General features: G+C 73.4%; 21 protein-coding genes. 16 read left to right on the forward strand and 5 right to left on the reverse strand.

The window, feature by feature from the left end; translation table 11 throughout:
- Nucleotides 1-385 precede the first annotated feature (385 nt).
- Nucleotides 386-736, forward strand: coding sequence for a hypothetical protein (locus J7E94_RS26640; RefSeq protein WP_215019352.1), 351 nt, complete (start codon nt 386-388; stop codon nt 734-736).
- An 85-nt stretch (nt 737-821) separates the two neighbouring features.
- Here J7E94_RS26640 and J7E94_RS26645 read toward each other — a convergent pair whose 3' ends face one another.
- From J7E94_RS26645 to J7E94_RS26655, 3 genes are all read right to left on the reverse strand, one after another.
- On the reverse strand, nt 822-1,529 hold the full coding sequence (locus J7E94_RS26645; protein ID WP_215019353.1) for a gamma-glutamyl-gamma-aminobutyrate hydrolase family protein: 708 nt from the start codon (nt 1,527-1,529) through the stop codon (nt 822-824).
- Between the two features lie 54 nt (nt 1,530-1,583).
- Nucleotides 1,584-3,077: an ethanolamine permease gene (gene eat, locus J7E94_RS26650; RefSeq protein WP_251057262.1), complete on the reverse strand. Its 1,494-nt coding sequence runs from the start codon at nt 3,075-3,077 to the stop codon at nt 1,584-1,586.
- A 121-nt stretch (nt 3,078-3,198) separates the two neighbouring features.
- Complete coding sequence (locus J7E94_RS26655) at nt 3,199-3,945, reverse strand: FadR/GntR family transcriptional regulator (protein WP_215019354.1); 747 nt, start codon at nt 3,943-3,945, stop codon at nt 3,199-3,201.
- Nucleotides 3,946-4,022: 77 nt separating this feature from the next.
- Between J7E94_RS26655 and J7E94_RS26660 the strand changes: the two genes are divergently transcribed.
- The 4 genes from J7E94_RS26660 (at nt 4,023) to J7E94_RS26675 (ending at nt 9,124) form a co-directional block, all read left to right on the forward strand.
- Nucleotides 4,023-5,387 (forward strand): glutamine synthetase family protein, encoded by a 1,365-nt coding sequence (locus J7E94_RS26660; RefSeq protein ID WP_215019355.1) that lies wholly within the window; start codon nt 4,023-4,025, stop codon nt 5,385-5,387.
- Nucleotides 5,388-5,486: 99 nt separating this feature from the next.
- Nucleotides 5,487-6,866 (forward strand): aldehyde dehydrogenase family protein, encoded by a 1,380-nt coding sequence (locus tag J7E94_RS26665; RefSeq protein WP_308345469.1) that lies wholly within the window; start codon nt 5,487-5,489, stop codon nt 6,864-6,866.
- 5 nt (nt 6,867-6,871) lie between these two features.
- Nucleotides 6,872-7,666 (forward strand): 3-oxoacyl-ACP reductase, encoded by a 795-nt coding sequence (locus tag J7E94_RS26670; protein ID WP_215019356.1) that lies wholly within the window; start codon nt 6,872-6,874, stop codon nt 7,664-7,666.
- Nucleotides 7,667-7,816: 150 nt separating this feature from the next.
- Nucleotides 7,817-9,124, forward strand: a complete 1,308-nt coding sequence (locus tag J7E94_RS26675; RefSeq protein ID WP_215019357.1) for a haloacid dehalogenase-like hydrolase — start codon at nt 7,817-7,819, stop codon at nt 9,122-9,124.
- Nucleotides 9,125-9,134: 10 nt separating this feature from the next.
- Here the strand turns inward: J7E94_RS26675 and J7E94_RS26680 are convergent, their stop codons facing one another.
- Nucleotides 9,135-10,337 carry an amino acid deaminase/aldolase gene (locus J7E94_RS26680; RefSeq protein ID WP_215019358.1) on the reverse strand — a complete coding sequence of 401 codons (1,203 nt, stop codon included), beginning with the start codon at nt 10,335-10,337 and terminating at the stop codon, nt 9,135-9,137.
- 583 nt (nt 10,338-10,920) lie between these two features.
- Between J7E94_RS26680 and J7E94_RS26685 the strand changes: the two genes are divergently transcribed.
- The 3 genes from J7E94_RS26685 (at nt 10,921) to J7E94_RS26695 (ending at nt 13,905) form a co-directional block, all read left to right on the forward strand.
- Nucleotides 10,921-11,727, forward strand: a complete 807-nt coding sequence (locus J7E94_RS26685; RefSeq protein WP_251057263.1) for a hypothetical protein — start codon at nt 10,921-10,923, stop codon at nt 11,725-11,727.
- A 168-nt stretch (nt 11,728-11,895) separates the two neighbouring features.
- Entirely contained in the window at nt 11,896-13,143 is a 1,248-nt protein-coding gene (gene mycP / locus J7E94_RS26690) for a type VII secretion-associated serine protease mycosin (protein ID WP_215019359.1), read from the forward strand.
- Between the two features lie 21 nt (nt 13,144-13,164).
- Nucleotides 13,165-13,905, forward strand: a complete 741-nt coding sequence (locus tag J7E94_RS26695; RefSeq protein ID WP_215019360.1) for an SseB family protein — start codon at nt 13,165-13,167, stop codon at nt 13,903-13,905.
- A gap of 83 nt (nt 13,906-13,988) precedes the next feature.
- Here J7E94_RS26695 and J7E94_RS26700 read toward each other — a convergent pair whose 3' ends face one another.
- Nucleotides 13,989-14,366, reverse strand: coding sequence for a DUF1844 domain-containing protein (locus tag J7E94_RS26700; RefSeq protein WP_215019361.1), 378 nt, complete (start codon nt 14,364-14,366; stop codon nt 13,989-13,991).
- Between the two features lie 367 nt (nt 14,367-14,733).
- On the opposite strand from J7E94_RS26700, the gene infC reads away from it, so the two are divergent.
- The 8 genes from infC to J7E94_RS36050 all read left to right on the forward strand — a co-directional run bounded on the left by infC (nt 14,734) and on the right by J7E94_RS36050 (nt 23,835).
- Complete coding sequence (gene infC, locus J7E94_RS26705; RefSeq protein ID WP_215019362.1) at nt 14,734-15,447, forward strand: translation initiation factor IF-3; 714 nt, start codon at nt 14,734-14,736, stop codon at nt 15,445-15,447.
- A gap of 103 nt (nt 15,448-15,550) precedes the next feature.
- Nucleotides 15,551-15,745, forward strand: coding sequence for a 50S ribosomal protein L35 (rpmI, locus tag J7E94_RS26710; RefSeq protein WP_030387121.1), 195 nt, complete (start codon nt 15,551-15,553; stop codon nt 15,743-15,745).
- A gap of 100 nt (nt 15,746-15,845) precedes the next feature.
- Nucleotides 15,846-16,232 (forward strand): 50S ribosomal protein L20, encoded by a 387-nt coding sequence (gene rplT / locus J7E94_RS26715; RefSeq protein ID WP_030157251.1) that lies wholly within the window; start codon nt 15,846-15,848, stop codon nt 16,230-16,232.
- Nucleotides 16,233-16,399: 167 nt separating this feature from the next.
- Nucleotides 16,400-17,260: an RNA methyltransferase gene (locus J7E94_RS26720; protein WP_215019363.1), complete on the forward strand. Its 861-nt coding sequence runs from the start codon at nt 16,400-16,402 to the stop codon at nt 17,258-17,260.
- A 53-nt stretch (nt 17,261-17,313) separates the two neighbouring features.
- Entirely contained in the window at nt 17,314-18,459 is a 1,146-nt protein-coding gene (locus J7E94_RS26725) for an ATP-binding protein (protein ID WP_215019364.1), read from the forward strand.
- Nucleotides 18,460-18,599: 140 nt separating this feature from the next.
- Nucleotides 18,600-19,727, forward strand: coding sequence for a phenylalanine--tRNA ligase subunit alpha (gene pheS, locus J7E94_RS26730; RefSeq protein WP_215019365.1), 1,128 nt, complete (start codon nt 18,600-18,602; stop codon nt 19,725-19,727).
- On the forward strand, nt 19,727-22,255 hold the full coding sequence (gene pheT, locus J7E94_RS26735) for a phenylalanine--tRNA ligase subunit beta (RefSeq protein WP_215019366.1): 2,529 nt from the start codon (nt 19,727-19,729) through the stop codon (nt 22,253-22,255). Before pheS ends, pheT begins: the two co-directional genes overlap by 1 nt.
- A gap of 140 nt (nt 22,256-22,395) precedes the next feature.
- Nucleotides 22,396-23,835 carry a SpoIIE family protein phosphatase gene (locus tag J7E94_RS36050; RefSeq protein ID WP_374224507.1) on the forward strand — a complete coding sequence of 480 codons (1,440 nt, stop codon included), beginning with the start codon at nt 22,396-22,398 and terminating at the stop codon, nt 23,833-23,835.
- The last annotated feature ends 253 nt before the right edge of the window (nt 23,836-24,088 follow it).

Raw genomic sequence — 24,088 nt, forward strand, 5'->3', positions numbered from 1 at the left:
CACGAAAAAGGTAACGGGGGCTCTGCCCGGTCAGGCAGCGGCCTGGCGGCCGCCCCGGACTCCGCGCCTCAAACGCCGGCGGGCTGGGGTGCGCTCCCGCCGGTCCCGGCAGCGGCCTACGCCGGCGGGCTGGGGTGGGGCCTGCCCGGATCCGGCAGCGGCCTGCCGGCGGGGGCTGGGGTGGATCCGGCAGCGGCCTGCGCCGGCGGGCTGGGGTGGGCTCTGCCGGGCTTCGCGGGGTCGCCCGGGGCGGCTCCGGTTGGCGTGGCTGGGCCGTTCGGGCGAGGAGGGATCGATTCGGCGCACGTCGGGCGGTGACCTGGTTCCGGGCCGGCGGAAAGGTGGCTCCTGCACGTTGTTGTCCGTCGTGAAGGGAACCCCCGCCATGCATCTTCGCCGCGCCACCGTCGCCGCCTTCGGGGCGCTGACGCTCCTCCTGACCGTTCCGACGTCCGCCTCGGCCGCGACGGGCGAGTTCCGCTACACGTACAGCGGCCTGGACGGAAGCCCCCAGGTGGCGGTTCTGACGGACCCGCCCAGCGAGGAGTGCATCACGCTCCCCGAGGTGGCCGACCCGGACTCGAGCTCCCCGGCGCACTCACCGCGCAACCGGACCGACGCGACGGCGACGGTGTTCACCGAACCGGACTGCGAGGGCGACTACTTCACGCTGAGGCCGCGCACCGGCTACGGCTCGGCGCGGTTGGCGCTGCGGTCGGTGGTCTTCAGCCGCTGACCCGACGGACAGGCCCCGGCGGGGACGGTGGACGCCGGGCCGCCGTCCCCTCCGAGCCCCGAGTCCCGGACGCGGAGGGTGTCCCTCAGGACACCGGGACCATCGCGTGAACGGCGGCCGCCTCGATCAGGGACGCCATGACGCGGGTGTCCTTGTCGCGTTCGGGGTGCCACTGGACGCCCAGTACCCAGCCGGCCGGGTCGGGCAGTTCGATGGCCTCCACCGTGCCGTCGAGGGCGTGGGCCGAGGCGATCAGGCCGCGGCCCAGGCGGTCGACGGCCTGGTGGTGGTAGGTCGGGACGTCCGCCTCCTCCGGGACCAGCGCCGCGTACCGGGTGCCCGGGACCGGGCGGACCGGGTGCCAGGAGGTGGCGCCCGGCGTGTCGAAGTGACCGTCGATGTGCTGGATCAGCGTGCCGCCCAGGGCCACGTTCAGCGCCTGCATGCCCCGGCAGATGCCCAGCACCGGCATGGAGGAGTCGAGGGCCGCCGCGATCAGGGCCAGCTCCCACTCGTCGCGGACCGTCGCCGGGGCGCCGGTACGGGAGTCGCGCGCGGCGCCGTACCGGACCGGGTCCACGTCCGGGCCGCCCGCGACGACCAGACCGTCCACCCGGCTCAGCACCTCCGCCGCCGCCCCGGGCTCGTCCGGGGGCAGCAGGACGGCCGCGCCGCCCGCCGCCTGGACGAGTTCGTAGTACCCGGCGGGCACGAGGGACGTGGGCAGGTCCCATACCCCGTAGCGGGTGGATTCCTCCACGTAGGTGCTGATGCCGATGAGCGGCCTGGGCACGTTCTTACCTCCGAAGGGCGGTCAGGAGCGGTCAGGGGAGATCGGTTCAGCGTTTCAGTCGCGGCTCAGCTCCGCCTCGGCTTCCGCCAGAGCCGCGAACTCCTCTTCGGGGGCCGAGGCCACGAGGTGGTGGCGACTGTAGATCGCGAAATAGGCGAGGGCGACGGCGTACACGGCCAGTGCGATGAATGCCGCGTCCTTGTCCACCAGGAAGGTGGCGACCAGGGCCGACAGGGCGAGTACGAAGGCCACCGCGGAGGTCAGGATGCCGCCGGGCGTGCGGTACGGGCGCTCCAGGTTCGGCTCGCGGCGGCGCAGCGCGATGTGGGAGAGGGCCATCAGGGCGTACGAGATGGTCGCGCCGAAGACCGCGATGTTGAGCATCCGCGCGCCGTTGCCGGTGGCCGCGGCCAGCGCGAAGCCGATCGCGCCGGGGATGACCAGGCCCAGGTACGGGGCCTTGCGCTTCGAGGTGAGCGAGAGGAAACGGGGGAGGTACCCGGCCCGGGAGAGGGCGAAGAGCTGGCGCGAGCCCGCGTAGATGAGCGAGAAGAAGGAGGCCACCAGGCCGGCGAGGCCCGCGTAGTTCACGAAGCGGCTCAGCGCGGTCGGACCGCCGTCCCCCTCCAGCGCGACGACGAGCGGGTTGCCGGCCGTCCTGACCGCGTCCGCGCCCTGCGCGCCCGTCGCCGCGAAGAAGGTGAGCAGCGCCAGCAGGGCGAGGATGCCCATGGAGATGGCCAGGGCCTTCGGCATGGAGCGGACCGGGTCCTTCGCCTCCTCCGCGGCCAGCGGTACGCCTTCCACGCCGAGGAAGAACCACATGCCGAAGGGGAAGGCGGCCCAGATGCCCAGGACGCCCAGCGGCAGCCAGGAGTTCGAGCCGAAGGCGGTCGGGTCGACCGGGATGTCGTCGAGGCTGCCGGCGTCGAACCCGGTCAGGGCGCCCACTGCGAAGACGAGCAGCGCGGCCACGGCGATGGCGGTCACGACGAGGCTGAAGCGCAGGGCCTCGCCGACGCCCCAGAGGTGGACGCCGATGAAGACGACGAAGCAGCCGAGGTAGACGGGCCAGCTTGAGGTGAGGCCGAAGAGGCCGAGGGACTCGACGTAGTCGCCGATGAAGATGACGATCGCCGCCGGGGCCAGGATGTACTCGATCAGGATGGCGGTGCCGGTGAGGAAGCCGCCCCAGGGGCCGAGCGCGCGGCGGGCGAAGCCGTAGCCGCCGCCCGCCGTGGGCAGGATGGTGGACAGCTCCGCCAGCGAGAAGACCAGGCAGGCGTACATGGCGCCCATGAGGACGGTGGCGATGGCGAGGCCGCCGAAGCCGCCCTTGTCGAGGCCGACGTTCCAGCCCGAGAAGTCGCCGGAGACGACGTACGCGACGCCGAGGCCGGTGAGCAGCAGCCAGCCGGCGCTGCCGCGGCGCAGGGTGCGGCGCTCCAGGTAGTCGTCCGCGTGGTGGTCCGCTTGGTCGCCGCCGCCCTCGGGGGACTTGGCGGCTGGGGGCACGGCTGTCAGCCGTGCCTCGATGTCGTCGGCCATCGTGCGCTCCTGCCTCGGGGCAATGGTTGTGGGGCGTACCTTTGCCGCAATGGAGTGGAGTGCGCAAGACCCCCGCGTTAAACAGGCGTTACGAAAACCTCCCCAGGCCTCCCCGTCGCGCTCAGGCCAGAAACCCCCGCAGCAGCGCCGCCGTGCCGCAGCAGTGCTCGCGCATGGTCTCGCGCGCCCCGGCCGCGTCCCCCTCCAGGACGGACTCCACCAGGGCGGTGTGCTGCTGCTGGGAGTGCTCCAGGTTGCGCACCAGCAGCGGGATGCAGTCGAGCAGGTCGTTGACCGTGGCCCGGACGGCCGCGTACTGGGCCGTCAGGGTGGCGGAGCCGGCCAGTTCGCACAGCGTCAGGTGGAAGAGGGTGTCCTGGCGGCGGTAGTCGGCCAGCGGGGCGTCGTGGGTGGCGGCCAGCGCCCCGAGCAGCCGTTCGGCGTCCTCGTCGGTCAGCCCCTGGGAGGCGCACAGCCCGGCCGCCCCCACCTCCAGGACCTCGCGGAACCGCAGGGCGTCCTCGATGTCCACCCCCGCGACCCGCCGGCGCAGCTCCTGCTCGGCGCCGTCCGCGGGCGTGTCGGGCCGGGGCAGGACGAACGTTCCGCCGTACCGCCCGCGCCGGGCCTCCACCAGCCCCTGGTCCTGGAGCACCTTCAGCACCTCGCGCAGCGTGACCCGGCTGATGCCCATCCGCTCGGCCAGCTCGCGCTCGGGCGGAAGCCGTTCGCCGCCCGGCACCAGACCCAGCCGGACCACCTGGAGGATCTGCTCCAGCGCCTCCTCGAAACCGTTGCCCGCCCGCACTTGCCGCAGCACGGGATTCAGCCGCGCCATCGCGTCGCCCTCGCTCGCCGTGTCGGTCATCTCGGCCCCTCCCCTTCCCAAGCAATGGTTCTGTTCAATACCTTAGGCCTCCTCGGCTCACCGAAGGAGAGATCCCCGTGGTAGACCGCAAGCCGCCGCTCGCGACCGAGGAGCTCCGCTCCCTCGTCGCCAGCGGTGAGATCGACACAGTCGTCCTGGCCTTCCCCGACATGCAGGGGCGCCTCCAGGGCAAGCGGTTCGCCGCACAGTTCTTCCTCGACGAGGTCCTCGCGCACGGCACCGAGGGCTGCAACTACCTGCTCGCCGTCGACACCGACATGAACACCGTCGACGGATACGAGATGTCCTCCTGGGACCGGGGCTACGGCGACTTCGCCATGCACCCCGACCCTGCCACCCTGCGCCGCATCCCCTGGAACCCCGGCAGCGCCTTCCTCCTCGCCGACCTCGCCTGGAACGACGGCTCGCCCGTCGTCGCCGCGCCCCGGCAGATCCTGCGCCGCCAGCTGGAGCGCCTCGCCGAGCACGGGTACACCGCGATGGTCGGCACCGAGCTGGAGTTCATGGTCTTCCAGGACACCTACGAGCAGGCCTGGAACGCCAACTACCGCGGCCTGACCCCGGCCAACCAGTACAACATCGACTACTCCGTCCTCGGGACCGGCCGCATCGAGCCCCTGCTGCGCCGCATCCGCAACGAGATGCAGGCCGCGGGGCTGATCGTCGAGTCGGCGAAGGGCGAGTGCAACCTCGGCCAGCACGAGATCGCCTTCCGCTACGACGAGGCGCTGACCACCTGCGACCAGCACGCCGTCTACAAGACCGGGGCGAAGGAGATCGCCGCCCAGGAGGGTGTCTCGCTCACCTTCATGGCCAAGTACGACGAGCGCGAGGGCAACTCCTGCCACATCCACCTCTCGCTCAACGACGCCGACGGACGCAACGCGATGGCCGGGGACGGGCCAGGCGGAATGTCACCGGTGATGCGGCACTTCCTGGCCGGTCAGCTGGCCGCGCTGCGCGACTTCTCCCTTCTCTACGCCCCCAACATCAATTCGTACAAGCGTTTCCGGCCGGGATCCTTCGCGCCGACCGCCGTCGCCTGGGGCGTGGACAACCGGACCTGCGCGCTCCGCGTGGTCGGCCACGGCCGCTCCATGCGCTTCGAGAACCGCCTCCCCGGCGGCGACGTCAACCCCCACCTCGCCGTCGCCGGCCTGGTCGCGGCCGGGCTCTACGGCATCGAGAACCGCCTGGAACTGCCCGAGGCCTGCGCCGGCAACGCGTACACCGGCGACTACGCCCACGTCCCCGCCACCCTGCGCGAGGCCGCCGAGCTCTGGGAGAACAGCGAGATCGCCAAGGCCGCCTTCGGCCCCGAGGTGGTCGCCCACTACCGCAACATGGCCCGCGTCGAGCTGGACGCGTACGACTCCGCGGTGACGGACTGGGAGCTGCGCCGCTCCTTCGAACGCCTGTAACCCGACGGAACCGACGGAACCGACGGAACCGACCGAACCGACCGCCCCGACCGAACCGACCGAACCGACCGAACCGACCGGAAGTCTGTGAGGCACCACGTGTCCGATGAGCTGGCCCCCCTCCCTCTAGAGGTGCTGAATCCGGCCACCGAGGAAACCGTCGCCATCGTCCCGGCCGCCACACGGGACGATGTCGACGCCGCAGTCGCCCGGGCCGCCGCGGCCCAGCGCGGCTGGGCCGCGGCCGCCCCCGCCGACCGGGCCCGGCTGCTGCGCCGCTTCGCCGCGGTCGTCGACGGCCACACCGAGGAACTGGCCCAGCTGGAGGTCCGCGAGGCCGGCCACACCATCGGCAACGCCCGCTGGGAAGCCGGCAACGTACGCGACCTGCTCGAATTCGCCGCCGGGGGAGTGGAACGGCTCTCCGGCCGCCAGATCCCCGTCGCCGGCGGCATCGACGTCACCTTCCTCGAACCCCTCGGCGTCATCGGCGTGATCGCCCCCTGGAACTTCCCCATGCCGATCGCCGCCTGGGGCCTGGCCCCGGCCCTCGCCGCAGGCAACGCCGTCATCCTCAAGCCCGCCGAGACCACCCCCCTCACCGCGCTGCGCCTCGCCGAACTCGCCCTCGAAGCCGGGATCCCCGAGCACCTCTTCCAGGTGCTCCCCGGCCACGGCGCGGTCGCGGGAGACGCGCTCGTCGAGCACCCCGGCGTGGCCAAGATCGTCTTCACGGGCTCCACCCGCGTCGGCAAGCAGATCATGGCCAAGTGCGCCGACCGGGTGAAGCGCGTCACCCTCGAACTCGGCGGCAAGAGCCCCAACATCGTCTTCGCCGACGCCGACCTGGAAGCGGCCGCCGCCGCCGCGCCGATGGCCTTCCTCGACAACACCGGCCAGGACTGCTGCGCCCGCACCCGGATCCTCGTACAGCGCTCCGTCTACGACCGCTTCCTGGAGCTCGTCGCCCCCGCCATCGAATCCGTGGCCGTGGGCGACCCGCTCGACGAGAACACCCAGATGGGCCCGCTCATCTCCCGGGCACAACTGGACCGCGTACGGTCGTACGTCACCGCCGACCTCACCGCCCTCCGCGGCAAGGCCCCCGAAGGACCCGGCTTCTGGTACCCGCCGACCCTCGTCACCGACGTCGCCCCCACCGCGCCCGTCGCGGCCGAGGAGGTCTTCGGCCCCGTCGCCGTCGTCCTGCCCTTCGAGGACGAGGAGGACGCCGTACGCCTGGCCAACGCCACCGCATACGGCCTCTCCGGCTCCCTGTGGACCCGCGACATCGGCCGCGCCCTGCGCGTCTCGCGCGCCGTCGCCGCCGGCAACCTGTCCGTCAACTCCCACAGCAGCGTCCGCTACTGGACCCCCTTCGGCGGCTACAAGCAGTCCGGACTCGGCCGCGAGCTCGGACCCGACGCCCTCACCGCTTTCACCGAGACCAAGAACGTCTTCATCAGCACGGAGGCCTGAACCGCATGTCGAACGAGAAGAACGAAGAGATCGTCTGCCGCCGCCTGGTCGGCCGCACCGCCGTCATCACCGGAGCCGGCAGCGGCATCGGCCTCGCCACCGCCCGCCGCCTCGCCTCCGAAGGCGCCAACGTGGTCTGCGGCGACATCGACGAGACGGCCGGCAAGGCCGCCGCGGAGGAGGTCGGCGGCACGTTCGTGAAGGTCGACGTCACCAGCCCGGAGGAGGTCGAGGCCCTCTTCAAGACCGCCTTCGACACCTACGGCTCCGTCGACATCGCCTTCAACAACGCCGGCATCTCGCCCCCGGACGACGACTCGATCCTCACCACCGGGCTGGAGGCCTGGAAGCGGGTCCAGGACGTCAACCTCACCTCTGTCTACCTCTGCTGCAAGGCCGCGCTGCCCTACATGCAGCGCCAGGGCCGCGGCTCGATCATCAACACCGCGTCCTTCGTCGCCATCATGGGCGCCGCCACCTCCCAGATCTCCTACACCGCCTCCAAGGGCGGCGTCCTCGCCATGTCCCGCGAACTCGGCGTCCAGTTCGCCCGCGAGGGCATCCGCGTCAACGCGCTCTGCCCGGGGCCCGTCAACACCCCGCTGCTCCAAGAGCTGTTCGCCAAGGACCCGGAGCGCGCCGCCCGCCGGCTCGTGCACATCCCGCTGGGCCGCTTCGCCGAGCCCACCGAGATCGCCGCCGCCGTCGCCTTCCTCGCCAGCGACGACTCCTCCTTCGTCAACGCCACCGACTTCCTCGTCGACGGCGGTATCTCCGGGGCGTACGTGACGCCCCTGTAGCCGGCCGCGGCCGCCGCGCCGCCGGGCGCCGACGGGCACCGCAAGCGTTCATCCGGGCTCCACCCTCCCGACAGCCGGGCGTCGCACGACGCCCGGCTGTCGTGCTCTACCGTCCGCGACGATCGTCATCAGCAAGGAGCGTCCACCCCAGTGACCCCACGACCCGCCACGCGGCGGCTCCAGGCCGTCGCCGCCGCCGCGATAACCGCCGGCACCCTCCTCGCCACCGCGCCCGCCGCCGAAGCGGCCCGCCCCGGCGCGCCCTGTACCACCCCGCAGGTCAAGGCCGGCTGGTACGGGGACAACCAGGCCCGGCTCCAGCAGCTCATCGACCAGTACGGCCGCTGCACCCCGTACCGGACCGGCCGCAGCCGCCGCACCAAGCCCGTCGCCGTCTTCGACTGGGACAACACCGTCGTCAAGAACGACGTCGGCGACGCCACGCTGTACTGGCTGCTGCGCAACGGCAAGGTCCGCCAACCCGCCGGCGGCGACTGGTCCACCACCAGCCGCCACCTCACCCCGGCCGCCGCCCGGGCCCTGGACGACGCCTGCGGCACCCTCGCCCGCCCCGGCGCCCCGCTGCCCACCGGCACCCCCGAGGGCGCTGCCTGCGCCGACGAACTGGCCGCCGTCTACGGCACCGGCGCGACCCGGACCGGCGGCGCCGCGGCCTTCGCCGGCTGGGACCGCCGCACGACCGAGCCCTCGTACGCCTGGCTGCCCCAGCTGATGCAGGGCTGGACCACCCGCGAGATCCGCGGCTTCGCCGCCGCCGCCCGCACCGAGAACCTGGCCGCGCCCATCGGCGCCAAGCAGCAGGTGGGCACCGGCACCGCCACTGGCTGGGTGCGCTACTACGACCAGCAGAGGGACCTCATCGGCGCCCTGCGGAAGGCCGGCTTCGACGTGTGGATCAGCTCGGCCTCGCCACAGCCGGTAGTCGAGGTCTGGGCCCAGGACGTCGGCGTCCCGGCGGACCACGTGATCGGCATCCGCAACACCACCACCCGGGGCGGGAAGTTCACCGCGCACCTCCAGGGCTGCGGATCCGTCGCGGACGGCGCAGACACGATGATCACGTACATCGACGGCAAGCGCTGCTGGATCAACAAGGAGATCTTCGGCGTGCGCGGCGCGGCCGCCGAGGAGGTCCAGCCGGCCGCCCGCCGCCAGGTGTTCGCCGCGGGCGACTCCGACACCGACATCTCGTTCCTCCGCGACGCCACCGCCCTGCGGCTGGTGGTCAACCGCAACAAGAACGAGCTGATGTGCCGCGCCTACGACAACAGCGACGGCAAGTGGATCGTGAACCCGATGTTCATCGAGCCGAAGAAGCAGAAGAGCGGCCCCTACCCGTGCTCCACGACGGGTTACGTCGACCACGACGGCGCGGCCGGCCCCGTCCGCCGGGGTGACACGAGCGTCATCCCGGACCAGACGGACACGGTCTTCTAATGCCGGCTTCCTAGAGGAAGGTGCGGCCCTCGCCCCGGTACGTCGGGGGCGAGGCCGTCACCCGGTCCCCCTCGACGAGGTGCAACGTGTCGAAGCGCTCGCACAGTTCGCCCGCCTTGGCATGGCGGAACCAGACCCGGTCGCCGATCAGCAGGTCGTCGGCCGGGCTGCCGAGCAGCGGGGTCTGCACCTCGCCGGCGCCCTCCTGGGGGTCGTAGCGCAGCCCCTGCGGCAGGTACGGCACCGGAAACCGGTCGGCACCCGCCGCGCCCGAAGCCGGGTAGCCGCCGCCGAGCACGGTGACCACGCCCACGCCGGGCCGCCGGACCACGGGCTGGGCGAAGAGCGCGGCCGGACGCCCGCGGAAGGAGGTGTAGTTGTCGAACAGCCGGGGCACGTAGAGCCCGGACCCGGCGGCGATCTCCGTGACCGCGTCCTCGGCGGCCGTCTCCCCCACGCTCCCGGTGCCGCCGCCGTTGACGAACTCCAGGTCCGGCACCACCGCGCGCACGGCCCGCACCACCTCGGCCCGGCGCGCCGCCAGCTCCTTGCGGGCCGCGCTCTGCATGAGCCGGATCACCCGCGACCGCACCGGCCGCCCGGCCAGTGCGTCCCCGACCCCGGCAACGTGGCCCTCGTACCCCATCAGCCCCACCACGCGGAATCCCGGCCGGGAACCGACCGTCCGGGCCAGCTCGGCCAGCTGCCCGGGCTCCCGGAGGGGCGAGCGCCGTGCCCCGACGCGCACCCGCCCGCCCAACAGGTGCAGGGCGGTGTCCAGCTCCAGGCAGACCCGGATCTCCTGCGTGCCGCCGTCCCGGGACCGGTCGATGAGCTCCAGCTGGGCCGGGTCGTCCACCATGACGGTGACGGCGGCGGACAGCTTGGGATCGCCGGCGAGCTCGCCGAAACCGGCCCGGTCGGCGGAGGGATAGGCCAGCAGCACGTCCTCGAACCCGGAGCGGGCCAGCCACAGCGACTCGGCGAGGGTGTACGACATGATCCCGGCGAAACCGGGCCGGGCGAGGACCCGTTCGAGGAGCACGCGGCACCGTACGGACTTGCTGGCCACCCGGATCGGCTTGCCGCCGGCGCGCCGCACGAGGTCGTCGGCGTTGGCGTCGAACGCGTCGAGATCCACGAGGGCCAGCGGCGCGTCCAGGTGCGCGGTCGCCCGGTCGTACCGGGCGCGGTCGGCGGCGGGGGAGTTCATGGCGGGAGCTTGCCAGACCGCTCTACCGATGGGTAGGGGTCCGGGCCGCGGCCACCGCTGCCCGGGCCGGGTCCGGCGGCCCTGCGGCACGGGGCTCCGCCCCGGACCCCGCGCCTCAATCGCCGGCGGGGCTGGATGTGCCCGGCGGGGCTGGGTGGGTGCGGCTCAGTTGCCAGTGGGGCTCAGAGATTCGGGGCTCTGCCCCGGACCCCGCTCCTCAAACGCCGGAGGGGCTGGGTGTGCCTGGCGGGCTGGGTGGGTGCGGTTCGAAGACCGGCGTACGCCTGGGGGCTGGGTTGCCCGGAGGGCAATTTCAGCCCCGCCGGCGTTTGAGGCGCGGGGTTCCGGGGCGGAGCCCCGGGGCGGCCGGTAGGCCGTTGCCGTGGGGTGGGCGGTCGGCCGGTACGGGGGAGCTCCGGGCGGCCGGTGGGCCGTTGCCGTGGGGTGGGCGGTCGGCCGGTACGGGGGAGCTCCGGGCGGCCGGTGGGCCGTTGGAGCTGAGGCCGGCGGCCGGTCGGGGATGTGCGAGGACCCCGTAGAGTACGCGCAGGCAGCCGTACGGAACGGGGGGCGGAGCCGCCGGATGACCACGACGACACCGCGGACCGCGGTCCTGGGCGAGCCCGATCCGCCGCCCCCGCCCCCACCCCCGCCCGTCGGGACGAAGCGGCATCCCGGCCGGGTCCTCGCCGCCGTCCTGAGCGGGCTCCTCGGGGCCGGTCTCCTCGGCGGAGCCGGCATCGGCACGTGGGTCGAACAGCGCGCCGCCCACCGCCCGTTGCCGGCCGACGCCGCCTACCGCAAGGCCGGTGCGCTGTGGCACTCCGCCCCGGTGGACAGCCTCTTCCCGCCCGTCCTCGCCGGCCAGGCGACCGGCCCCGGCGGATCGGACCGCGTCTGGACCCGGATCGCGCTCGCCCCCGACGCCGACTGCCCGGCCGCGCTCGCCGCCGACTGGCAGGGACTGCTGGCCGCCACCGGCGCCGGCTGCACCCGCGTGCTCCGCGCCACCTACACCGACGCCACCCGCAGCTCCCTGATCACCGTCGGCATGGTCTTCACCCCCGCGGACGCCCCCGCAATGGCCGCCCTCACCGGCCGGCTCACCGCCCCGCCCGCCTACGGATTCGCCGACGCCCAGCGCGCCGCCTGGACCGCCTCCGTACGCGCCGAGGCCCCCGCCGTCGTCTACACGGTCTCCGCCTTCGCCGACGGCCGCCCCCTCGACGCGCCCCAACCCGCCGAGGACGCGATGAAGAAGGACGCCAGGGGAGCCGTGGCCCAGGCGGGCCTCGGCCACGAGGCCAAGGCCGTCGCGGACCGCATCGGCAACGGCCTGGCGCTCCTCGCCGCACCGCCCGTCACGCCCGCTCCGGAGGCCACCCGATGACGCCTCGCCGGTCCCATCCCGGCCGCCTGCGCCGCGCCTTCGGGCAGTCACCGCGCGTCACGCCCGCTCCGGAGATCACCCGATGACGCCTCGCCGGTCCCATCCCGGCCGCCTGCGCCGCGCCTTCGGGCAGTCACCGCCCGTCACGCCCGCTCCGGAGATCACCCGATGACGCCCCGCCGGTCCCACCCCGCCCGCCTGCGCCGCGCCTTCGGGCAGGGCGCCGCCGCGCTGGCCGCCGGCGCCCTCCTCGCGGTCGCCGCCGCACCCCCGGCGGCCGCCGACACCATCCGCGACCGCCAGTGGGGCCTGCTGGCCCTGCGCGCGGAAGAGGCCTGGGGCACCACCCGCGGCGACGGAGTCACCGTCGCCGTCCTCGACACCGGCGTCGACGACTCCCACCCCGACCTCGCCGGGCAGGTCCTCGACGGCACCGACCTCGTCGGCATCGGCGCCGGCCGCGGCGGCCGCGCCTGGGCCCGCCACGGAACCGCCATGGCCGGCATCATCGCCGGGCACGGCCACGGCTCCAGCCGCGGCCAGGGCGTCCTCGGCGTCGCCCCGCAGGCCCGGATCCTGCCGGTCCGCGTGATCCTGGAGGAGGGCGACCCGGGCCGGGCCCAGGCCCGCGACAGCAAGGGCGGCGCCCTCGCCGAGGGCATCCGCTGGGCCGCCGACCACGGCGCGGACGTGATCAACCTGTCCCTCGGCGACGACAGCGACTCCGCCCACCACGAGGCGGGGGAGGACGAGGCCGTCCAGTACGCCCTCGGCAAGGGCGTGGTCGTCGTCGCCTCCGCGGGCAACGGCGGCGAGAGCGGCGACCGCGTCTCCTATCCGGCGGCCTACCCGGGGGTCATCGCCGTCACCGCCGTCGACCGCAAGGGCAGGAAGGCGCGCTTCTCCACCCGCAACTGGTACGCCACCGTCAGCGCACCCGGCGTCGACATCGTCATCGCCGACCCCGACCGCTCGTACTACGAGGGCTGGGGCACCAGCGCCGCCGCGGCCTTCGTCTCCGGCGCCGTGGCCCTCGTCAAGGCCGCCCACCCGGACCTCTCCCCGGCCCAGATCAAGAAGCTGCTGGAGGACACCGCCTCCGACAGCCCCGCCGCAGGCCGCGACGACGGCCGCGGCCACGGACTGGTGGACCCCGTCGCCGCCCTGCAAGCCGCGGAGGCCGTACAGCCGGAGGCGGCCCTGCCCGTGCCCGCCGCGGCCGCGCGGTCCTACTTCGGCCCCGGCCCCGACCCGGTGCGCCGGCCCGAGCGCGACGCCCGGCTGGGTGCCCCGGCGGCCGCGGCCGCCGGGGCGGCGCTGCTCGTAGTGGCCGCCGTACTGGCCCGGCGCCCGCGGCAGGGCACCCGGGCCCGGGGCCGCCCACCCCTCGCGGCACAGCCGCCCCGGGCACAGTAGGGTCGGGTAACTGTGGCGAACATGGCGAACAAGAACATTCCCGACCCCGGCTTCTCCGACGACGACGGCTCCGCCGATCCGCGGCTGAGCGCGGCCCTGGCCGCGTGGTCGAAGGACCGGGCGCACGAGCCGCAGGTACTGGCCGCCCTCAAGGACGCCCGCCTGCTGGTCCCGGTCGTCGCCGTGCTCGGCGAGGTGGAGACCGATCCGGAGACGGGCCTCAAGCGCGAGAAGACCAGCGACATGGCCGTCCCGACCCTGCGGGCCGGCGACCGGCGGGCCCTGCCCGCCTTCACCTCGATCGCCTCGCTGGCGCTCTGGGACCCGGCGGCCCGGCCGGTGGCGGTCCCGCTGCACCAGGCCCTGGCGGCCGCCGCGCACGAGAAGGCCGACACCGTCGTCCTGGACCTGGCCGGCCCGGTCACCTACCAGCTGACCGGCTCCGCCCTGCTCGCCCTGGCCGAGGGCCGCACGGACGCGGGCCCGCTGGCCGATCCCGCCGTACGGGAGGCCGTACGGGCCGCGGTGTCCGCGGAGCCGGCCGTGCTCCGCGCCCACCTGGGCCCGGGCGGCGCCGACGCCGACGGCACCCTCGCGATCGTGCTGGCCGCCGGCGAGCAGGCTCCGGCAGCCGCCCGCCGGGTGGCCGAGGCCCTGGCGGCGGACGAGACCCTGCGGGCCCGGCTGGTGCGCGGGCTGGACCTGGCGCTGCTGCCGGCGGAGGCCCCGGCCCCGCCCGGCGAGGCACTGTTCTCCCGCTGAGCGGCTCTCCTGCCCCACGGCGAAGCGAATACGAAGAGGCTGCCGGAACGTTCCCGGCAGCCTCTCGCGCGAGCGGTGGGGGATCAGGCGAAGACAGGACCCGTGAACTTCTCGCCCGGTCCCTGGCCCGGCTCGTCCGGGACCACGGAGGCCTCGCGGAAGGCCAGCTGGAGCGACTTCAGGCCGTCCCGCAGCGGGGCGGCGTGGAAGGAGCTGATCTCGGTGGCGCTCGCGGTGACCAGGCCAGCCAGGGCGGTGATCAGCTTGCGGGCCTCGTCGAGGTCCTTGTACTCGGAGTCCGGCTTGTCCAGGCCCAGGTTGACCGCCGCGGCGCTCAGCAGGTGCACGGCCACCGTGGTGATCACCTCGACGGCGGGAACGTCCGCGATGTCGCGGGTCATGGCGTCGTAATCGGGGGCCTCGTCGGCGGCGGTGTCGGCAGGGAGGGTCGCGTCAGTCATGCTCCCCACGATAAGCCGGGCCCGGGACGCCCCCGCCCCTGGCATCGGGGAGCAGGCACCGGGTGAGCGGCTCTGGCGCGGAATGCTATATTGGGCTACGACCGGCCGGAGACCTGTGTCCCCGGCCCACAAGTGGAGGCTCCGATCTCCCACCCGACCACCCTCCGGGGCGGCGGGTCACCGGTCAGGCGGCATCCATCGTTCCGTACGGACGATGGAAAGCTGCCCGAGTCTGCGCCCCGCGGTTCGCACGCGGCGGTGCTCCGGTTGTATTGGAGCCCCTGCCTGTGCCCGGCGGGGCTTTTTTCATTCCCCGCTGTGGTCGGTCTGACGGAAATACACGTCAGCGGCTGTCTGCCAGACAGTCGTGTGGTGCTACCGAGGAGGATCCATCAGCACCGAGCCCCGCATCAACGACCGGATTCGCGTTCCCGAGGTACGACTCGTCGGTCCCAGCGGCGAGCAGGTCGGCATCGTGCCGCTTGCCAAGGCGCTTGAGCTCGCGCAGGAGTACGACCTCGACCTGGTCGAGGTCGCGGCGTCCGCACGCCCGCCGGTCTGCAAGCTCATGGACTACGGCAAGTTCAAGTACGAGTCGGCCATGAAGGCCCGTGAGGCGCGCAAGAACCAGGCGCACACGGTCATCAAGGAAATGAAGCTCCGGCCGAAGATCGACCCGCACGACTATGACACCAAGAAGGGTCACGTCGTTCGGTTCCTCAAGCAGGGCGACAAGGTCAAGATCACGATCATGTTCCGTGGTCGCGAGCAGTCCCGGCCGGAACTCGGCTTCCGACTGCTTCAGCGTCTCGCCGCGGACGTCGAAGACCTCGGGTTCATCGAGTCGAGCCCGAAGCAGGACGGCCGAAACATGATCATGGTCCTCGGTCCGCACAAGAAGAAGACCGAGGCGATGGCCGAAGCCCGCGAGGCGCAGGCCGCCCGCAAGGCGGAGCGCCAGGGTGTCGCCGCCACCGACGAGGAGGCTCCTTCCGAGGAGACCGACGCAGTCGAGGCGACGGCCACCGAGGATGCCGACGTCACCGAGGCCGCCGCCGACGAGGCGAACGCCGAGGCCTGATTCCGAGGCGGCCTGTCTCGAATCACCGACACAACATGACGCTCCCGTCGCCGGTCCCCAACCGGACCGGTGGGAGCGCCACCGACGAGGAGATAACGGCGCTATGCCGAAGAACAAGACGCACAGCGGTTCCAAGAAGCGCTTCAAGATCACCGGCTCCGGCAAGGTGCTCCGTGAGCGCGCCGGCAAGCGCCACCTGCTCGAGCACAAGTCGTCCCGTGTCACCCGCCGCCTGACCGGCACCGCGGAGATGGCCCCCGGCGACGCCGCGAAGATCAAGAAGCTTCTCGGCAAGTGACGTCCTCCGCTCCCTGCCGGGAGCGGGACGTCAAGACCGGGACCCCATCGAATTCGGGCCGTGTGAAGACACCCACGACCCCGCTACAAGGAGTTAAAAAGTGGCACGCGTCAAGCGGGCAGTAAACGCCCACAAGAAGCGCCGGGCGATCCTCGAGGCGGCCTCCGGCTACCGCGGTCAGCGTTCGCGCCTGTACCGCAAGGCCAAGGAGCAGGTCACCCACTCGCTGGTCTACAACTTCAACGACCGCAAGAAGCGCAAGGGCGACTTCCGTCAGCTGTGGATCCAGCGCATCAACGCCGCTGCCCGCCAGAACGGCATGACGTACAACCGCCTCATCCAGGGTCTGAAGGCCGCCAACATCGAGGTGGACCGCAAGATCCTCGCGGAGCTGGCCGTCAACGACGCCAACGCGTTCGCCGCCCTCGTCGAGGTCGCGCAGAAGGCCCTCCCGGCCGACGTCAACGCCCCCAAGGTCGCTGCCTAAGGGCTAGCCGGCCCGTTCCACACGGCCGGCCCCCACGGACCCGCAGGCATTCGCCTGCGGGTCCGTGTGCTTTCCCCTCAGCGGGCTTCCCGTCAGCGGGCTTCCCGCTGCGCACCGCACCGCTTCGCACCGCACCGCTCCGGACCCGAGAGAGAACCGCAGACACCATGGGCACCCCCGCCGAGCTGATCTCCCCCCGATCCCCGCGGGTGGCCGCCGCCAGGCGACTGGCGCGGCGCAACTTCCGCACCAAGGAGCGCCGGTTCATCGCCGAGGGCCCCCAGGCGGTCCGCGAGGCCGTCGAGCACCGCGGGGCAGGCGGCGCGTCGACCCTGATCGAGCTGTTCGCCACCGTCGAGGCCGCCGAGCGATACTCCGAGATCATCGACGCCGCGCTGGACGCGGGCGCCCGGGTGCACTACGCCTCCGACGAGGTGCTGGCCGAGGTCTCGCAGACCGTCACCCCACAGGGGCTCGTCGGCGTCTGCCACTTCCTCGACTCGCCCTTCGAGGACATCCTGGCCGCCGGGCCCAAGCTGGTCGCCGTCCTCGCGCACGTCCGCGACCCCGGCAACGCCGGTACGGTGCTGCGCTGCGCGGACGCCGCCGGGGCGGACGCGGTCGTGCTGACCGACGCCTCGGTGGACCTCTACAACCCCAAGTCCGTACGGGCCTCCGTGGGCTCCCTCTTCCACCTCCCGGTCGCCGTCGGCGTCCCGGTGGAGAAGGCCGTCGAGGGGCTGCGGGCGGCGGGCGTACGGATCCTCGCGGCCGACGGGGCCGGCGAGGACGACCTCGACGCCGAGCTGGACGCGGGCACCATGGGCGGCCCCTCGGCCTGGGTATTCGGCAACGAGGCCTGGGGCCTGCCGGAGGAGACGCGGGCGCTGGCCGACGCCGTCGTACGGGTCCCGATCCACGGCAAGGCGGAGAGCTTGAACCTCGCGACGGCCGCCGCGGTGTGCCTGTACGCGTCCGCGCGTGCACAGCGGGCGCCCGGAGGGTGCCGCTCCGTGACCCCCAGCTAGTAATGTGGCGGCCCGGGGGCCCACTGCGCACTCGGAGATGTGGGGTACGGGGAATGACCGTCGGTACGAACAGCTCACCGGGGGCCGCTGACGCGGCCGAGGCCGTACCGCAGCAGCCGGCACCCACGGCGCGTCCGCGCGGCCAGGCCCGCCCCGAGGGGTTCGGGATCGATCCCGACGATCTGCCCGAGGGGCTCGTCGTCGCCGATCACACCGGGCTCGTCATCTGCTTCAACCGGGCCGCGGCCCGGATGACCGCCACCGACCCCGCGCAGGCACTCGGCACCCGCATCGAGCGCGCGCTGCCGCTCGAAGACCTCGACGGCCGCCGCTGGTGGACGCTGACCGACCCGTACGGCGGCCTCGCCACCCGCCGCGGACAGCCCGAGCGGAACCTGCTGCTCCCCGGCGGCCGCGAGGTGCTCGTCTCCGCCAGCTACGTCCGCACCCACCCCAGGGGCCCGCTGCGCCGCCTCGTCGTCACCCTGCGCGGCACCGAGGCCCGCCGGCGCACCGAGCGCAGCCACGCCGAGCTGATCGCCACCGTCGCGCACGAGCTGCGCTCCCCGCTGACTTCCGTCAAGGGCTTCACCGCGACCCTGCTCGCCAAGTGGGAGCGGTTCACCGACGACCAGAAGCGGCTGATGCTGGAGACCGTCGACGCCGACGCCAACCGCGTCACCCGCCTCATCGCCGAGCTCCTCGACATCTCCCGCATCGACTCCGGCCGCCTGGAGGTGCGCCGCCAGCCCGTGGACATCGCCACCGCCGTCGGCCGCCACGTCCAGGCGCTCACCGCGAACGGACAGGCCCCCGAGCGGTTCCTCGTACGAGTGAGCCGCCCGCTCCCCGACCTGTGGGCCGATCCGGACAAGATCGACCAGATTCTCGGCAACCTCCTCGAAAATGCGGTGCGCCACGGAGACGGAACGGTCACCATCGACGTATCGCCGCATGAGAAGGGAACCGCCGTCACCGTGACCGACGAAGGCCCCGGGATCCCCGAGGAGTCGATGGGCCGCGTCTTCACCCGCTTCTGGCGGGGGAGCAAGCGCGGCGGCACCGGCCTGGGCCTGTATATCGTCAAGGGCATCGTGGAGGCCCACGGCGGCACCATCGCGGTCGGCCGGGGCCCCGGCGGCGGCGCCGAGTTCCGATTTATCCTGCCCGTGAGCGCCCCGGCCTACCTCACGCAGTAGCTGCGGAGCGTCTCGCCAGGCGGCCCACGGGCTCCTTCACCCCCGACGACCTTTAGACTCGTCCTTTGGCACCTTTGTGTCCTTGTGCCGATCGAGTCGTACGGGGACCCACCAGCCAGCCATCGGAAGTACGGGAAGAGATGTCGGCACCGAACAAGTCGTACGACCCTGTCGAGGTCGAGGCACTGAAACCGGAAGAGATCGAGCGCATGCGGGACGAGGCGCTCGCCGCCTTCGCCTCCGCCGGCGACCTCGACGCGCTGCGTGAGGCGAAGACCGCGCACATGGGCGACCGCTCGCCCCTGGCGCTCGCCAACCGCGAGATCGGCGCGCTGCCCCCGCAGGCCAAGGCCGAGGCGGGCAAGCGCGTGGGACAGGCCCGCGGCGCCGTGAACAAGGCCTTCGGGGCCCGCACGGTCGAGCTCGAGGCGGAGCGCGACGAGCGGGTGCTGGTCGAGGAGGCGGTGGACGTCACGCTGCCCTACGACCGCACCCCCGCCGGCGCCCGGCACCCCCTGACCACGCTGATGGACCGCATCGCGGACATCTTCACGGCCATGGGGTACGAGGTCGCGGAGGGCCCCGAGGTCGAGGCGGAGTGGTTCAACTTCGACGCCCTCAACTTCACGCCCGACCACCCGGCACGCCAGATGCAGGACACCTTCTTCGTCCAGGGGCCGGCAGGCACCGAGGGCGACGAGTCCGGTGTCGTGCTGCGCACCCACACCTCCCCGGTGCAGGCGCGCTCGCTGCTGGAGCGCAAGCCCCCCGTCTACATCGTGTGCCCCGGCCGCGTGTACCGCACGGACGAGCTCGACGCGACGCACACCCCGGTCTTCCACCAGGTCGAGCTGCTCGCCGTGGACGAGGGCCTGACCATGGCGGACCTCAAGGGGACCATGGACCACATGGTCCAGGAGCTGTTCGGCGAGGGCACCACCACGCGCCTGCGCCCGCACTTCTTCCCCTTCACCGAGCCGTCCGCCGAGATGGACATGCAGTGCTACGTGTGCCGCGGCGAGTCGGTGGGCAACCCCGACCGCCCGTGCCGTACCTGCTCCAGCGAGGGCTGGATCGAGCTCGGCGGCTGCGGCATGGTCAACCCCAAGGTGCTCACCGCCTGCGGCGTGGACCCCGAGAAGTACAGCGGGTTCGCCTTCGGGTTCGGCATCGAGCGGATGCTGATGTTCCGCCACAACGTTGAAGACATGCGAGACATGGTCGAGGGTGACGTTCGCTTCACCCGGCCGTTCGGGAGTGAGATCTGATGCGCGTCCCGCTTTCCTGGCTGCGGGAGTACGTCGACCTCCCCGCGGGTGAAACCGGCCGCGACGTGGCGGCCAAGCTCGTCGACGCCGGCCTCGAGGTCGAGACGGTCGAGCAGCTCGGCGGCGGGCTCAAGGGCCCGCTCGTCGTCGGCAAGGTGCTGACCATCGAGGAGCTCGAGGGCTTCCGCAAGCCGATCCGCTTCTGCACGGTCGACGTCGGCCAGGCCAACGGCACCGGCGAGCCGCAGGAGATCGTCTGCGGCGCCCGGAACTTCTCCGTGGGCGACAAGGTCGTCGTGGTCCTGCCCGGCGCCGTGCTGCCCGGCGACTTCGCGATCGCCTCGCGCAAGACGTACGGCCGCACCTCGCACGGCATGATCTGCTCCGGCGACGAGCTGGGCATGGGCGACGACGGCACGCACGGCATCATCGTGCTGCCGCCGGAGCACGAGGTCGGCACCGACGCGATCGAGCTGCTCCAGCTCGTCGACGAGGTCCTCGACATCGACATCACCCCGGACCGCGGCTACTGCATGTCCATGCGCGGTGTCGCCCGCGAGGCGGCGACCGCGTACGGCCTGCCGCTGCGCGACCCGGCGCTGCTCGACGTGCCCGCGCCGAACTCGTACGGCTACCCGGTCACGATCGACGACCCGGCCGGCTGCGACCGCTTCACCGCCCGCACGGTGACCGGACTCGACCCCGAGGCGCGCTCCCCGATCTGGCTCACCCGCCGCCTCCAGAAGGCCGGCATGCGCCCGATCTCGCTCGCCGTCGACATCACCAACTACGTGATGCTGGAGCTCGGCCAGCCGCTGCACGCCTACGACCGCTCCAGCATCGACGGCACCATCGGTGTCCGCCGCGCCGAGCAGGGCGAGAAGTTCACCACCCTCGACGGGGTCAAGCGCACGCTCGACGCCGAGGACCTGGTGATCACCGACAACAGCGGGCCGATCGGCCTCGCCGGTGTCATGGGCGGCGCCAACACCGAGATCGCCGACTCGGTGACGGACCCGGAGACGGGCGCCGTCACCGGGACCACCGAGGTCGTCATCGAGGCCGCGCACTTCGACTCCGTGTCGATCTCGCGCACCGCCCGCCGCATGAAGCTCTCCTCCGAGGCCTCCAAGCGCTTCGAGCGGGGCGTCGACCCGCAGGCCGCCGCCGCGGCCGCGCAGCGGACCGTCGACCTGCTCGTGCTCCTCGCCGGCGGCACCGCCGAGGCAGGGGTCACCGAGGTCGTCGCCCCGGGCGCCCCGCGCACCATCGCGATGGCCGCGGACCACCCCGACCGGGTGGCGGGCATGGACTACGGCCGCGAGACCGTCGTCCGCCGCCTCCAGGAGATCGGCTGCGACGTCTACGGCCAGGACGAGCTCGTCGTCACCGTCCCGTCGTGGCGGCCCGACCTCGCCGCGCCGAACGACCTCGCCGAAGAGGTCATCCGGCTGGAGGGCTACGGGAACCTCCCCTCGACCCTCCCGCAGGTGCCCTCCGGCCGCGGTCTCACCGCCCGGCAGCAGCTGCACCGCCGGGTCGGCCGCGCGCTGGCCGGCGCGGGCTACGTCGAAGCGCTGAACTACCCGTTCATCGGCGAGGGCGTCTTCGACCAGCTCCAGCTGCCCGCCCACGACGCGAGCCGCCAGGTCGTCAAGCTGGTCAACCCGATCTCCGACGAGGAGCCGGCGCTGCGCACCACGCTGCTGCCGGGTCTGCTGGGCGCGCTGCGCCGCAACGACAGCCGGGGCAGTCACGACCTCGCGCTGTTCGAGACCGGTTCGGTCTTCCGGGCCGCCGCGCAGCCGGGTGTCGCCGTACGGCTGCCCGTCGACCGGCGTCCCACGGACGAGGAGATCGCCACCCTGAACGCGGCCCTGCCCGCGCAGCCGCGGTACGCCGCGGTCGTGCTGGCCGGTGCGCGCGAGCAGGCCGGCTGGTGGGGCAAGGGCCACCCGGCCGACTGGGCCGACGCGATCCAGGCCGCCCGCTCGCTGGCCGTCGAGGCCGGCACCGAGCTCGTGGTGCGCCAGGGCCAGTACGGCCCGTGGCATCCGGGCCGCTGCGCCGAGCTGGTCGTCACCCTCGACGGCGTCGAGCAGGTCATCGGCCACGCCGGTGAGCTGCACCCCCGCGTGGTCAAGGCGCTGGGCCTGCCGGCCCGCACCAGCGCGATGGAGCTCGACCTGGACCGCCTCGCGGCGGCCGGCGGCGAGGCACTCCAGGCGCCCCGGATCTCCTCCTTCCCGGTGGCGACCCAGGACGTCGCGCTGATCGTGGACGCGTCGGTCCCGGCGGCTTCCGTCGAGGCGGCGCTGCGCAAGGGCGCGGGCGAACTGCTGGAGTCCCTGCGGCTGTTCGACGTGTTCACCGGTGAGCAGGTCGGCGAGGGCAAGAAGTCCCTGGCGTACGCGCTGCGCTTCCGCGCGGCCGACCGCACGCTGACCGCCGAGGAGTCCACGGCGGCGCGCGACGCGGCGGTGGCCCTGGCGGGCGAGCGGACCGGGGCGGTGCTCCGGGGCGCGTAGCGCACCCGTAAGGCCAGTTGAGGGGCGCATCCGGACCACCGGGTGCGCCCCTCACTCATTCGGGTGATAACGCCGGTGACCCGTGTCCGGGGGCGTGGGCCGGTCGCAACAATCGTCGGGGCCGGAGGGGAGTCCTACGGATGTTCACGCGCGGGGAGATGCCCCAGCTGCGCCGGGTGTGCGTGCTGGCGTGGGGCGGCGCCGCGGTGTCCTGGGAGCTGTCCACCCCCGGGCGGCTGGTGCCGAGCCTGGCGACGTGCGCGGCCTTCCTGATCCTGGCCACCGGGTGCGCCCTGCACATCCGGCGCGGGCTGCTGGCCGAGCTGCGGCGCTCGCAGGAGATCGCGGGCGCGGCGCAGCGGGCGCTGCTGCGGCCGCTGCCGGGGCGGATGGACGGCCTGACGCTGGCCGCGGCGCAGCTGTCCGCGAGCCGGGGTGCGGTGGTGGGCGGGGACCTGTACGAGGCCGTGCCGACGGTGTACGGGGTGCGGGTGGTCATCGGGGACGTACGGGGCCACGGGCTGCCGGCGCTGGCCGCGGCGGCGGCCGTCCTCGGCGCGTTCCGCGAAGCGGCGTACGACGAGCCGTCGCTGGGCGGCGTGCTGCGGCGGATGGAACGGGCGCTGGGCCGCCACGTACGCGACCGCGCCCGGTCCGAACACCCCGCGTCCTGCCCCTCCGAGCCGGAGTCGCCGGCGGCGGAGGAGTTCGTGACGGTACTGCTCCTCCAGATCGGCCCGGGCGGCACCCTGCTGGCCCTCAACTGCGGCCACCCCTGGCCCTACCTGATCCGCCCGGCGGCACCCCCGGACCACGGCGCTCCGCGCAGCCGGGGCTCGGCACCGGATCCCGCGCCTCAAACGCCGGCGGGGCTGGATCGTGCGGACGATGCCCCCGAGACCGCAGACCGGGGCTCCGCCCCGGACCGCGCGCCTCAAACGCCGGCGGGGCTGGATGAGGGTGACTGCCGGCCTGGAACTGCGCGCAGCGCAATCCAGAGCCGGGCGAGCTGGATTGCCCGCAGGGCAATTCCAGCCCCGCCGGCGTTTGAGGCGCGGGGGCTCGGGGGCGGAGCCCCCGCAGCGGCGCCGCAGGGCGCGTCCGGCTGCGCCGAGCAGGGTCCGGCCTCGCCGGCGTTTGAGGCGCAGAGGTGTGGGGGCGGAGCCCCCGCAGCGGCGCTGCAGGGTGCCGGGCAGAAGCCGGCCCCGCCGGCGTGTGAGGCGCGGGCCGGTGCAGAGCCCGGTCGTTCCGCGCAGCGGGCCCGGCACGTGCAGGTGCTGGACGGCGAGACGCTGCCGCCGCTCGGGGTGGTCCCCGTACCGGCGGACGCCCAACCGCATCCGGTCGGGAGACTGCGGCCCGGCGAGACGCTGTTCCTGCACACGGACGGCGCCGAGGAGGCCCGCGACGCCGCCGGCGCGTTCTTCCCCCTGCGGAGCGTCCTCGCAGAGGCACCGGCACCGCTCACGCCCGCGCGGCTGGTGGCGGGCGTGCACGCCGCACTGCTGCGGCACACCGGAGGACGACTCGCCGACGACGTAGCCCTCCTCGTGCTGCGCGACGACAGCGACCGGTCCTGAACCGAACGGAACCGAACCGCGCACCGGGCCCGGTGGGTGGGCCCGGCGCGCGTTCGGACCGGCTCCTGCGGGAGCCCGGCGACCAACCGGGCCCCGGCGGAGCCGGGAACACGCCGCCCGCCTGCCGTGGAGTGTCGGGCAGACAGCAGAACGGGCGGCGCGGTGACGGGTCGTCGCACTGTACGAGGGGGAGCCGACGACCCGGGCTGCCTCTTGGCGAGGCCCTTAAGTGAAGCGCTCGCGGGGGCCCCGG

The organism is Streptomyces sp. ISL-94 (genome assembly GCF_018614075.1).
Lineage (GTDB): Bacteria > Actinomycetota > Actinomycetes > Streptomycetales > Streptomycetaceae > Streptomyces.

Excerpts from the sequence above, each read along its gene's own strand:
- J7E94_RS26640 (WP_215019352.1), top strand. The coding sequence starts at position 386 with ATGCATCTTCGCCGCGCCACCGTCGCCGCCTTCGGGGCGCTGACGCTC.
- eat (WP_251057262.1), bottom strand. The coding sequence starts at position 3,077 with ATGGCCGACGACATCGAGGCACGGCTGACAGCCGTGCCCCCAGCCGCC.
- J7E94_RS26655 (WP_215019354.1), bottom strand. The coding sequence starts at position 3,945 with ATGACCGACACGGCGAGCGAGGGCGACGCGATGGCGCGGCTGAATCCC.
- J7E94_RS26670 (WP_215019356.1), top strand. The coding sequence starts at position 6,872 with ATGTCGAACGAGAAGAACGAAGAGATCGTCTGCCGCCGCCTGGTCGGC.
- J7E94_RS26680 (WP_215019358.1), bottom strand. The coding sequence starts at position 10,337 with ATGAACTCCCCCGCCGCCGACCGCGCCCGGTACGACCGGGCGACCGCG.
- J7E94_RS26685 (WP_251057263.1), top strand. The coding sequence starts at position 10,921 with ATGACCACGACGACACCGCGGACCGCGGTCCTGGGCGAGCCCGATCCG.
- mycP (WP_215019359.1), top strand. The coding sequence starts at position 11,896 with ATGACGCCCCGCCGGTCCCACCCCGCCCGCCTGCGCCGCGCCTTCGGG.
- J7E94_RS26695 (WP_215019360.1), top strand. The coding sequence starts at position 13,165 with ATGGCGAACAAGAACATTCCCGACCCCGGCTTCTCCGACGACGACGGC.
- J7E94_RS26700 (WP_215019361.1), bottom strand. The coding sequence starts at position 14,366 with ATGACTGACGCGACCCTCCCTGCCGACACCGCCGCCGACGAGGCCCCC.
- rpmI (WP_030387121.1), top strand. The coding sequence starts at position 15,551 with ATGCCGAAGAACAAGACGCACAGCGGTTCCAAGAAGCGCTTCAAGATC.
- J7E94_RS26720 (WP_215019363.1), top strand. The coding sequence starts at position 16,400 with ATGGGCACCCCCGCCGAGCTGATCTCCCCCCGATCCCCGCGGGTGGCC.
- J7E94_RS26725 (WP_215019364.1), top strand. The coding sequence starts at position 17,314 with ATGACCGTCGGTACGAACAGCTCACCGGGGGCCGCTGACGCGGCCGAG.
- pheS (WP_215019365.1), top strand. The coding sequence starts at position 18,600 with ATGTCGGCACCGAACAAGTCGTACGACCCTGTCGAGGTCGAGGCACTG.
- pheT (WP_215019366.1), top strand. The coding sequence starts at position 19,727 with ATGCGCGTCCCGCTTTCCTGGCTGCGGGAGTACGTCGACCTCCCCGCG.
- J7E94_RS36050 (WP_374224507.1), top strand. The coding sequence starts at position 22,396 with ATGTTCACGCGCGGGGAGATGCCCCAGCTGCGCCGGGTGTGCGTGCTG.